This is a genomic window from Lysinibacillus sp. G4S2 (assembly GCF_030348505.1).
Taxonomy (GTDB): domain Bacteria; phylum Bacillota; class Bacilli; order Bacillales_A; family Planococcaceae; genus Lysinibacillus.
In genome coordinates this window covers 760,967-773,039 of record NZ_JAUCFJ010000002.1, presented here as the reverse complement: position 1 = coordinate 773,039, position 12,073 = coordinate 760,967, and the positions used below count along the sequence as shown (strand labels likewise).

At 37.2% G+C, this 12,073-nt stretch carries 8 protein-coding genes; 3 read left to right on the top strand and 5 right to left on the bottom strand.

Annotated features, from left to right (window positions below):
• Positions 1 to 5: 5 nt before the first annotated feature.
• Positions 6 to 3,488 (bottom strand): hypothetical protein, encoded by a 3,483-nt coding sequence (locus tag QUF91_RS04050; RefSeq protein WP_483308077.1) that lies wholly within the window; start codon positions 3,486 to 3,488, stop codon positions 6 to 8.
• 467 nt (positions 3,489 to 3,955) lie between these two features.
• Here QUF91_RS04050 and QUF91_RS04045 point away from each other — a divergent pair, with 467 nt between their 5' ends.
• Genes QUF91_RS04045 through QUF91_RS04035 form a run of 3 tightly spaced genes read left to right on the top strand, consistent with a single transcriptional unit; the run spans position 3,956 to position 6,240 of the window.
• A complete protein-coding gene (locus QUF91_RS04045) occupies positions 3,956 to 4,633 on the top strand; it encodes a hypothetical protein (protein ID WP_289416926.1) in 678 nt (225 codons plus the stop codon).
• Complete coding sequence (locus QUF91_RS04040; protein WP_289416925.1) at positions 4,633 to 5,889, top strand: efflux RND transporter periplasmic adaptor subunit; 1,257 nt, start codon at positions 4,633 to 4,635, stop codon at positions 5,887 to 5,889. Before QUF91_RS04045 ends, QUF91_RS04040 begins: the two co-directional genes overlap by 1 nt.
• A gap of 42 nt (positions 5,890 to 5,931) precedes the next feature.
• The gene (locus tag QUF91_RS04035; protein WP_289416924.1) at positions 5,932 to 6,240 is read left to right on the top strand and encodes a hypothetical protein; all 309 of its coding nucleotides are present in this window, start codon (positions 5,932 to 5,934) and stop codon (positions 6,238 to 6,240) included.
• Between the two features lie 92 nt (positions 6,241 to 6,332).
• Here QUF91_RS04035 and QUF91_RS04030 read toward each other — a convergent pair whose 3' ends face one another.
• The 4 genes from QUF91_RS04030 to QUF91_RS04015 all read right to left on the bottom strand — a co-directional run bounded on the left by QUF91_RS04030 (position 6,333) and on the right by QUF91_RS04015 (position 11,823).
• Positions 6,333 to 7,832, bottom strand: a complete 1,500-nt coding sequence (locus QUF91_RS04030) for an S-layer homology domain-containing protein (protein WP_289416923.1) — start codon at positions 7,830 to 7,832, stop codon at positions 6,333 to 6,335.
• Between the two features lie 93 nt (positions 7,833 to 7,925).
• Complete coding sequence (locus tag QUF91_RS04025; protein WP_289416922.1) at positions 7,926 to 8,138, bottom strand: hypothetical protein; 213 nt, start codon at positions 8,136 to 8,138, stop codon at positions 7,926 to 7,928.
• A gap of 159 nt (positions 8,139 to 8,297) precedes the next feature.
• Positions 8,298 to 8,558: a hypothetical protein gene (locus QUF91_RS04020; protein ID WP_289416921.1), complete on the bottom strand. Its 261-nt coding sequence runs from the start codon at positions 8,556 to 8,558 to the stop codon at positions 8,298 to 8,300.
• Positions 8,559 to 8,664: 106 nt separating this feature from the next.
• Positions 8,665 to 11,823 (bottom strand): S-layer homology domain-containing protein, encoded by a 3,159-nt coding sequence (locus tag QUF91_RS04015; RefSeq protein ID WP_289416920.1) that lies wholly within the window; start codon positions 11,821 to 11,823, stop codon positions 8,665 to 8,667.
• Positions 11,824 to 12,073: the final 250 nt, after the last annotated feature.

The window sequence follows — 12,073 nt, the reverse complement described above, 5'->3', positions numbered from 1 at the left end:
TCTCCTTATTCTAAACCTAATGTTCTCATATGATCCTGTAAAATACGGTAATTATACACTAAATCCTGTTGTTCAAGAGTAAGAGCATCGTATAGTTTTTTTGCAGATAGTACATTCTTTTCAAATGTTTTAGCATCCGGGTCCAACTTACCAATCGCTTCTACAACTTTTAATACTGCCGCTGTATCTTTTTCTGCTTTCTTTAAAGTATCGTAGTTAAGGACTTGTCCTTTTATTTTAGAGTCTAATGCTTTATATGCCGCAGAAGCATTCGCTACATCTTGAATATATGTGCTAGATGCCGGATTAAGACCCGCAATAATTTCTACAACCTTCTTCACTTCACTCATACTTTTCTCAGCTTCGAGCAAAATATGGTAATTAGATACTCTTTGCTTATCCATTGTACTCAAGCTATCGTAATCTTTTCGCACAGATTCAATCATACCAAAATACATTTTGTCGCTCGGCTTTAAATCTTCAATACTCTTATAAACTTTAATAACGTTATCTAATGATAGAAGCAACTGGTCGTTATAAACATATTTACGCTGAGTAGCAGTAAGATTATCATATGCTTTTAAAATCTTTTGGTATTGGCCGTCCATATCTTTAGATGTCATCAGTTTGTCAATTTCATTTACAACACTAATAACTGGTTTAATAAGCTTTTCTTGCTCCTGCAATATTCTATAGTTTTCAACAGCTAGTTGTTGATCTTTTGGTAATGCATTATATGCTGCACGTATCTCTTCAATTCGTTTAACATATTGATTTGGCGAGACAGACGGAAGCTCATCAATCATGCTCTGTACATTACCTGCACCTAAAATACTTCCCTCAGCAGCCTGTAATAAATTGTAGTTTGTTACATATTGTTGCATGTCCTTACTTAGGGCATCGTATAATGCACGTGCTTGTGCAGTATCCGCATTGAATGTTTTATTAGACGGCTTTAGCTTACTAATTAATTCAATCACTTTTGCAGTTGGTTCATATTTTTGTAATGTATCAATATTTTTTACATATTGCTTTTGATCCTTTGTCAGATTATCGTATGCTTTTCGCGCTGAGTTTACTTGACTGACAAATTTACTTGTTCCCGGCTCTAATGCATCAATTTGCACCATGGCATTTAAAATAGGCTTCACTTGCTTTTCACGATCCGTTAACAACTTCACATTCGAAACAAGCTTTTTTTGTCCTGATGATAGTTTATCGTAAGCAACGCGAGCATTCATGAGCTTCGTTAAATAATCCGGATCATCAGGCACTGCCGCATCGATCAATGCTATAACTGTATGTGCAGATTTCAGCTCAGTTTCAGCAGTAACAAGCTTTTCATAGTTAGTGACAGCATTTTTCTTTTCTGTTGGTAGTGCATCGTAATTTTTTCGTGCCGTATCTAAATCATTTAAAAACGTTTTACTTGTTGGTTTCAATGATTCGATTAAGTATATTAATGTAGCTACATCCTCGACTGCAGTTAATTGGTTATAGTTTGTGACACGTTTTTGTGAGGCAGGATCTAATGCATTGTATGCTTTACGTGCTGCTAAAACCTTTTTTGTATAATCCTTATTTGCTGGATTTAAGTCTGCAATTAATTTAATAACCTTCACTACATTGGCATTATTTTTCTCATAAGTTGTTAATGTCTTGTATTGTGTGACTAATTTTTTCGCATTTTTGTCCATCGTTTTATACTCAGAAGACAACGCTGCCACTTTTGCTACAAATGTAGTATCTGATTCATTACCTAAAGCAATCACACGATCATCGAAATTTTTCGCTGTCGCAATATAGCCTTTTGCTGTTTGAAGATCTGCATTATTTGTTACAAGTGCTTTCGCTTCGGATGATAGCTTTTCGTAGTCTGCTGATAACAGTTCGACAGTTTCCTTATATGTTTTTTGCGACGTGTTTAAGGCCATGATTCGTGCCACAATATCCATCGCCTCTACTTGACTTTTCAACGTTTTATAGCTTTTCACGTATTCGCGTTTTGTAGGGTCTAGCTTTTGGTAAGCCGTGTTAGCAGCCTTCACTTTTTTAGTATAATCCTTCGCAGTTGGGTCTAGCTTTTCTACAAGAGATATAACATTTAAAACAGCTTTATGTGAACTTTCCCAGCTTGTTAGCTCCGGCAAATTGTTCACGATTTTCTTGACAGTGGTCGCATCTATTTTTTGTCCCGCAGGTGCGACTGGTGTATTGTAAGCTGCACGTGCTTTCTCTATTTGTGTAATTTTATCTGTAGTTGTAGCAATTTCTGAAATTAATTTTTCAATTTCTTGTGCTGTTGCTATATTTGCCACAGCTAATTCTAAATCAGCGGAATTTTTCACAAATAATTTTTTATCTAAGTTTGTTAACTTATCACTTGCTGCCTTTACTGCATTACGATAATCGGCATTACTTGACGGACGTAATGCTGTAATTTGCTTGGAAACATTAGCCGCTTCCTGATATGGCTCAAAATCTTTATAATTTGTAACTAAACGCTTTGAGCCTTCATCTAGTCTATTGTAGGCAGTTTCAATTGTTGTTACAGCACTAATAAAGCTTGCAGCAGTTGAAAAGTCTTCTGGCTTCTTATTATTCAGCTGTGTAATACTTGCAATCACTTGATCAGCCGATGATAGGTTGGCTAACACATCTGTATATTTTTTATATGGTGTCACCGCTGCATTAGTTGGATTATGCGCTATGACAATTTTCTTTTGATCAGCTGTGAGCGGGCTAAAGCTAGCAGTTATTTTAGCTGCAGCCTCCGCAATTTGAGTTGAGGTAGAAGATTGGTCACCAAGTAATGTGACAAGAGTATTTAAGTTCTCAATTGTTACACTTACCGCATTTGCATCATCTTCCAGTTTGTTAAGCTTTGCGATATCTGCCCCATTATTTTTGAAATACCCATTACGACCATTATCATCAAAGTTATACTGTAAGGATGAGCCTGTAACGTTAACGACAATATCTTTAGCTGTATTGTTAATTGCAGTATTAACAGCTTTTTTAAAGGTATTTTGAACAAATAAATAAGATTTTTCTGGAGAATCCTCTGTGCCTAAAAATTCCTTATATCGATCTGATACCTTTTTCACATCCTGAACAAAAGTTTTGCTAGAATACGAGATGCCATTAATGCTTGCACCAATTTCCTTAATTTCTCTTAATAAATTGATTTGATTTTCGGTATAGTAATATTTCGCTTTAATAAAATCAATTTCATCATTATTAAAACCATATGAGCTTAAAAGGTCTAAATCTCTTTTTGCAGCAGCCATATCTGTTGCTGTCGATTTATCAAATAGTTTTCCAAATTGTGCAATGGTTTGTGATTTAGTGTCTGTTGCTGCTACATTCACATTAGTTACTTGATTCTCCTGAGAGATTGTTTGAGGTTGTGTTTCTTGAGCATTGGCAATCGCTGCCGGAGTTAGTAATAGACTTGTTATGATACCAACTTTAATTTGTTTCTTCAAAATGCCCACCCTTTCTATATTATAGGAAAATAGATATGTATATTTATTTCTAATTTACTACCTTTAGTATCGGTGCTTACCACTCTATTTCAAGCTATTTTCATAAAGTCGCTTAACTACTTTACTAACATAAAGATAATTGCTATTTTTAGATTGAATAGTCTTTTTATAGGAAGTTATTGTTAGGATACTATATAATTGAATTATGTGCATTGATCTGGTGCAAATTTTGGCAAAAGGTGTCTAATTATGAGTAAAAGTGCTACTAGACTTTATATTATCTTCCTGCTATTGTGTCAAAAAAAACACTCACATCACGTAATAAAAACTTTGTATAATTGTCTTAAAAAACGTTTCTCTTTATTGAGGGAAATCTATGAAAAACTTAGCATTTCTACTATGTTATTTACCAGTAATTAGGTGTATACTACAACTTTAATATTTATTTACTAGAAAGGGAGCTATATATGTTTTATCAATATAAGTTTTGGCATAGCTTAACGCATCCCACTAACTTTACCCAAGCTGTCGAGCAAGGGGAAATAAGAGGCTATAAAAAACGATCCTTCACCGTTTTCCTGCTCTTTATGATACTATTTGTCATTCGTGAGTATTGGGGCATGGGCACTGAAAGCTTAACAACATTATTTGCATCGAATAATCCGAATGAATACTATACAGCCCGTTTACTATCAATGGTTGGGATTATTGCCTGGGGAATCATTTATTATTGCTTCCATTATTACGGCGTTACATACTTGTTACATCTATTAACAGACATCCCTTACAAATGGATTCAAAAGGTACAACTTTATGTAATGGTATTTTTACTAATTGAAAAAACAATTTTATTTGCTGTATTTTATGCAGTTGGGTACACAACCAACTTCTCCTTCTTTTCACTTGCACCAATTGCTCAGCAAGTAATTGATACAGATTTTGTGCTATTCGCCATCAATCAATTTACTGTAGCGACTTTACTAACAATTATTGTACAATACACGTTCCTTTCGAAATGGGAGGAAGAGTTCAATCGTAAAGCATTATTAGCGAAAATTATCGGACTTTATGTGTTAATGGCTATTTTTATCGGAATGGTTAGTGTGTTACCACTACAAGAATGGTTTACAAGGGGGTTAGGTTGATGCGCTTTATTAAATCTAGACCTTGGACAAGTTTGAGTATTATTGTGATTGCGTTATTAATCGGTGTAAATGCTTATTTTGTATTTAAGGACGATAGTAAAGTAGCCAGATCCTACTTTATCGCTGAATTTCAGAGAGCTACTACTGGTAAACGTGTAGAGACAGTTGAAAAGGATGCGATTGTTGCACCTTCACAAACCTATACGATTTCAGCAGATGCAAAAAGCCTTTCTGCAATAGATGTAAAACGTGGACAGGAAGTAATGGCTAATGACATACTAGCTACCTATAAAACAGAGGAAGTTGACGGTGAATTAACAAAGCTCGAGGCTGAACGCACTGCCTATGAAACCGAATTAAGTGATTTAGAATCTGCTTTAGATCAGATAGAATCTGAATACGGTGAAAACAGTGACCCGCAAAGCTCTATTAATACCGATCAGGTTAGTGATAAGTTAAATGTCTCTGTTCAATTCGAATTAGGTCAGCAAACATCTCCATCAACAGCAGTGGCAATTTTAAACCGTCACATCGCCGAGACAACTCGTCAAATAGCATTAATGGATGCGCAAATAGCCCAAATTCAGGCACGCCAAGGTGTTATTTGCCCAGCAGACGGTGTAATTTCAAAAATCACAGAAGAAGCTGGTGCTGTAACATTCGAAATCTATTCATCAGAAAAGGCTATGCTTGCCTACTTATCTGAAGATGAATGGCAAAAAGTAAAAGATGGACAAACCGTTGATTTTAACTTGCAGCATTTCAAAGATGATCTATCAGGCGTTGTGTTCCAAAAACAAAAAATCGCTACAAATAATGAATCACTTTGGACAAATGAGTTAGCCAAAACTGCAAAACTACCTCATCCGTCAAGCTATGAGGTAATATTACATCCCGATAACATTCTAGAAGACATTCCATTTTCAACTGTTGGTAAGGCTTCTATTACCGTAAATGAAGCATCCGATGCGTTTAAAGTGAATTCCGAATGGGTGAAATCTGGAAAGAAAAATAAACGTAGCGTTTATACTATTGATGAAAACGGCAAAATTCGCCTTGAGGATATTAAGGTAGCCTTTAAAACAGCAGATTCTACTATCTTCACAGGCTCCATGAATATTGGAACACCTATAATTACAAATGAAGAACGCAATATTTTAGCTCGCACCTTCCGCACAATGCCTCTTCAAAAGATTGAGTGGCAGCATTTTAAAGAAATCGGCTGGAAAGACTACGTAAAATATATTGTCTTTTAACATACAGAAACCTCCCCGACATGTTGGGGAGGTTTTCTGGTTTTGGGTGAATTTTTTGGATTATCAGTGATTTTGGTGGTTTTATCAGCGATGTTCTTTGGTTTATCAGCGATTCTGGCACTTTTATCGGCGATGTACACTGGTTTATCAGCGATTTCAGTACTTTTATCAGCGATGTTTTCTGGTTTATCAGCGATTCTAGCACTTTTATCAGCGATGTTTTCTGGTTTATCAGCGATTTTGGTACTTTTATCAGCGATGTTTCTGGTTTATCAGCGATTCTGGCACTTTTATCAGCGTTGTTCTTTGGTTTATCAGCGATTTTGGTACTTTTATCAGCGATGTTTCTGATTTATCAGCGATTTCAGCACTTTTATCAGCGATGTTCTCTGATTTATCAGCGATTTCAGTACTTTTATCGGCGATGTCTTTTTTTCTAGCGATTATCTCAGTGGTGAATTCTCCATTTGTTCTTGTGTCGCTATTTCATAGTGCATTGCAGTTATGCCGCTTACCTCATAGACCATTCCATGTACATATAGCTTCTCACCATTTGCTCCAATCAGGCGGACAGAAAAGATAGAATCACCTTTTCCTACGCTTTTTACAGTTACACCATCTGCTGAAAGCTCTACATCTACTATTTTATGATCATACATCGCACCTGTGTATTGTTCAATTTTGAAATCTTTCACAGTAAAGCCAATTTCACTTTTCGGAATGAACACACTATTTTTTTCAACCGCAGAAGTTGTATACAAATCATAGCCATCAGATTTAGCCTGAATGCCTACTCGTACCGACTGTCCTTTATCATCAGATAATGTTGCAATATAGTCCCCTGCTTGTGATAGCCAAAGCTCATAGTTACCGCCCTTAGGAAGAGTTTCTACCTCCCAATCTTCGAGATTAATCGGTTGATAGCTGTAGACTTTCTCACTCACTGCATGACCAGTAGCCGTAGTTAGCTTAATATTTTTCGGATTAAAGCCTAAATCCTCCTCCAAAAACAGCGCTGAGCCCGGCGTAACTTCATCGGTTGGCTGGCAGTTAATTTGTAGCTTTCCATCTACTTTTGTTACATCAATTTTATATTTTTGCATTTCAACTATTTCATAATTATCTTCATTATCCATATTGAAGCCAATAAGCATGAAATAGCCCGATCCTTCTCGTAATGCCTCGACCTTCACATCATTATTTGTTCGAAGAATGCGGAAAAATTCATGCTCACCATCTGCAGCTAGATTGGCTGAAGCGTAGGCCTCAATATAATTTGAACCTAGCTCGCTTGCGGTAAATGTTTGGATAACTCGTTTTGCTTGCATTGCTTCAATACGATGAATAAATAACGCAAGCTGCGAACGTTTGACAGTTTCTTTTACACCAAAAGTAGTTGGTGTAATCCCCTTTGTTATATTATTTTCAAACAATGGAGCGACTGCGTAATAAGCATCGGAATATTTCACAATATCCTTAAATGGTAATGTCTGGCCAACTCCCTCAGTTTCTAAATGATACGCCGCTGTTAGCATTTGCGCTAATTGTTCACGTGTAATCGCTTGATTGACACCAAAACTACCATCTGCAAGTCCTGAAGTAATCCCCGCATTTTCTAAAGCTGCGATTGCTCCGTAAAACTCATCGCTCTGCTTAACATCTTTGAAATTAGGATCCACTACATTTTTAGTATCCAGCCCTAAAAGACCCGCTACAATCCTCGCGGCCTGTCCACGCGTCACATCAGCGAATGGCTTAAATGTACCATCTGCATAACCTTTAATAATACCGCGTGCTGCTAAATCCTTTACCGCGGCACCATATTCCTTCGTGTAATCAACATCCGTAAATTTTTCTGCTGCCTGCGCAGTTGGCACTATTACAATAGCACTTGTCGTTAGAGCAGCAACCATTGCGCCCTGAAATAATGTATGCTTCTTCACTTGTTCAACCCCTCAACACATTTTATCTATCATACTATGATAATACGTGCAATGGAATCCAAAAATTTAATATTTTTCCATTTCGAAAGCTCATCACCATAACGTGTGGTTGATTTCCGTTCCGACTGGGGGCTTTGTAGCTGACGTTTTGCTTTCGCTACAGAAAACATTTGCCGCTGACGCTTTGCTTTCGCTACAGAAAACATTTGTTGTTGCTGTCGCTACGCTTTCGCACAGATAAAACATTTGCTGATGCTTCGCTTTCGCACAGAGCAAAGCTTCCTGAGGGCGTCCGATGAGCCGCAAGGAGTCGCCCAGCCGAAGCGAAGATCAACTAATATACTGCGCATATATTTTCAAAAATGACATCTACAACTTTTGGTGATGAGGCATTTTGATAACCTATTCCTCTGGTTCTACTTCAAATGTCAGAGATTGATTGCCAATCTTGCTCCGTTCGATGGTCTATTTGTTGCTTTGGCTTTGCTTTCTGTTGGTGAAGGTTCTTGGTGCGCCGCTAACATTGTCTGTTCCGCCGCTAAAGGGGGTTACTTCGCCGCTAACATTGACAACTCCGCCGCTAAAGGGGGTTACTTCGCCGCTAACATTGCCAACTCCGCCGCTAAAGGTTGATACTTCGCCGCCAACATTGCCAACTCCGCCGCTAAAGATTGATACTCCGCCGCTAACATGGCAAGTTCTGTTGCTTTGACTCCGTTCCGTCACTCTTGCTTTTCTTTCCGCCGCTCCGCTACTCTATCGCTCTCATAGATAACAAAAAAACAGTGGAGAGTTCGATTAATTCGAACTTCCACTGTTTTTAAAGGATTTCTTAGTTTTTGAAGTCTTGTTTAGCTGTAACTTTTACAGGAGTTGCGCTTTGACCACCAATGTTTACGCGAGCATTGAATACGTCGTTTGCTTTACCTGTAGCAGATGCAGTTGTTGTACCGTTATTGCTGAATACTACTTCACCAGAAACTTTAGATAAAGTTAAAGTTGTTGCAGCAGTTGGAACGTTGTTAAATTTAGCTTGACCTTTAACTACGCCAGCACCGTCAGCTTCAGCAACAGTTGCCATTACGCCGTATTGGTCAGTAACAACTACGTCAGCTAATTTGAAGAATGCATCTAGGTCGAAGTTAGTAGGTACATTGTAAGAAGAAGTTGTTACAGCGTTAACAGCTTCGCCAGCGATGAATTTATCAGCTTTGCCTTCTTCTACTACAGCTACTTTTTCTACTTTAGGAGCAACGTTTGAGAATGTTACTTCTTTCACGATTTCTTCACCAGTAGCGTTGATTGTGATTGTTACTTTTGCAGTTGCAGTTTTTGCATCTTTATCGAATTCTACTTTAGCTGCATCATCTGTAGTAATGTTACCATCTGCAACGTTTGTAAGAACTGTAGATTTTACAGTGTAGTCAGAACCTGCTTTAAGTGTAACTTCTCCACCATTAGCTGTTGTTGCTTTCACTACGATGTCTTTGCCATATCCAGTTGGGATTGCTAAAGAACCTGCATTACCAGCTACGTAGATAGGTTTGATATCTTCTACTTTATAAGAAGAGAATGAGCTATCTTTTACAACTGAGAATTGTTTAGAGTAAGAGCTTGCTTCAATTGCAGTATTATCCGCAACTTTTACAAGTTTGAATGTTACATTAGCAGTTGTTTTAGTAGCGCCTGCTTTGTATGCTACTGTGATTTTGTTGTTAGTAGCATCTTTGATTTCACCAGTTACAGTGAATGGTGCATCATTGTCTGTGAATGCTTTGATTGTGTAACCTGCTGTTGCAAGTTTTGCAAGAAGCTCGTCTGTTGAAACAACTTGACCGAATTGATCTTCAACTACGATGTCTTTTGCAGTAATTTCTACTTTAGCATCAGCTAGTTCACGGATAGATGTGCTTACTTTGCTATCTAAGCCAGTGATTACTTTTGGTGCAGTTGTAGTTTTAGGGATAACTGTTTGAGTTGCAACTTTACCAGTTGAAGATGTAACAACAACAGTTACTGGTGTGTTTTCTACTACTTTATCGCCTGCTACTTTTGCATAAAGCTCACCGTCTTTTTCTACTAAAGTACCGCCAGTAATAGAGATACCTTTAGAACCGCCTAATACAGCAGTATCTTTAATTGCATTACCTTGTTTATCTAATACAGATAATGGGAATAGGATGTCTGCTCCAGCAGTAACAACTTTTGTTGGTGCTCCTAATGTTACTGAATCAGCACGTAAACCTTCAGCAACTTTTACAGCAGCTTGGTTGTTTTTACCAGTTGCTTTTGCGATAACGATTACGTTTGTATCACCATTTGCTACGATGCTAGTAACAGGAAGTACGATTACATCTTTGCCATCGATTGTTTGTTTTTCAAATGCACCAAATGTTGCAACAGCTTGGTTTGTATTTGTTACAAGAACCTCACCATTTGCGCCATTTAGACGGTTTAAATCAGTAACTTCTTTACCGTATTGGTCTTTTACTGAAACAGGAAGATAGAATTTATCTTTTGCTAAATTAGTATCTTCAGTTAAAGTTTTGCCATCTTTGTTGTAAAGTGCACCAATTGTTACATCAGATGCTACAGTTTTAGCAGAAACTGTTACTGTTTTTGTAGTTGTAGTTGCAGTTGAACCGTGGATCACTGTAAGTACAACTTTGTCGCCTTCTTTAAGACCAGCAGCTTTATTAATAGTGATAGAGCCGTCTGCATTTGCAACTGCTGAATCAGCACCTGCTGCAGTAAGTGTTAAAGATGAAGCGTTTAATTTTGTAATATCTTCACCGTATTGGTTTTTAACTTGGAAGCCGATAGTAGCTGTTTTGTCGCCAGTTGATGGAGCTACATCACCTAGAACTTCAATACCAGCAACTTTTTCGTCTTCAGTTTTCACTGAACCAGTTACTGCTTTCTCTGAAAGACCAGTTACGTTAACAGTGAATTCACCTTTTGTAATTTTGCTTGTTAATTCAATTGTTGCAACTGTTTTATCTTCGTTCCATGTAATAGAAGAGAAGTTAGATTTGAAGCCATCTTTTTTAAGCTCAAATTTAGCTTTTTCAGTTTCAACTGGTTTATTGAAAGTTACTGCTAAAGTTTTTGCATTTACTGCATCAACAGATTTTACTTTTACGTCAGTTACATATGTAACTACAGCTGAATAAGTTTTACCATCGATTACAAATTCTACTTTAGTTTCTTTGTTTTCTGGAAGTGGAGTTGGTAATGTTACAGTATGTTTTTTGTCATTAGAAAGTGTTACTTCTAATGTAGTTGCATCTACAACTTTAGCTTCTTTAACAGTTAAAGTCGCTTCTTGACCAATTTTAGTAATTGTACGGTGTAAGAATGATGCGAATTGACCGCGTGTTAATGTGTTTTTAGGATTGAACGCTTTCACGTTTGTAAGTCCAGCATATTCTAACGCGATAATTGCTTCACGGTTTTCAGTAGCTGTAGCTTTGTCTAAATCAGTGATTGTAGTTTTGAAGTCAGATTCTTTGTAATCTGCTACTAAATCTACGTTGTAAACTGTTTTAATAGCACGTACTAAAACAACCGCCATTTGTTCACGGTTCATGTTACTAGTGTGCATTAATTGGTTATTTGAGCCTTTGAATACGCCTGCATCTTTAACAAGTGCTGCATATTGTAATAACTCTTTGTCAGGTGTTGTTGTTGGTAAATCAGTGAAACGTGCTTCTGTTGCATAGTTTGCAGGAATTTCGTAGTTTTCTGATACTAACCATTTACCTAAGAATTTTGTAACATTTCCGCGAGTTACAACCGCATTCGGTTTGAATGTTCCATCTGGGTAACCAGCTACGATTTTAGCGTCTGCTAATGCTAAAATTGCATCCTTGTGGTCACTTTTTTCAATATCAGAAAAGCTGCTTGCTGCGCTTGCTGCTGGTACGATTGCTGATGCTACTAGGGCCGCTGATGCTGCGCCGACAACCCATTTACTATATTTTTGTTTCATATGAAAGAACCTCCTAGATAAATTAGCCACTTTTGGTGACTACGAATCTATTATAAGAGTACGAGATAATAAATTTCAAAGGGCAAGATATGGAATGAAAGATATGGTAACAGTAGATTTTTAAAGGGTTTATACCCATTTTTTAGATTAAAGTGCATATTGTCCCCATCCTGAAAATTAACATACAAACCTTACTGCCACACGGAAATTATACCAATTTACCCATGTCGTTTTCCCCAACTATTTTTCG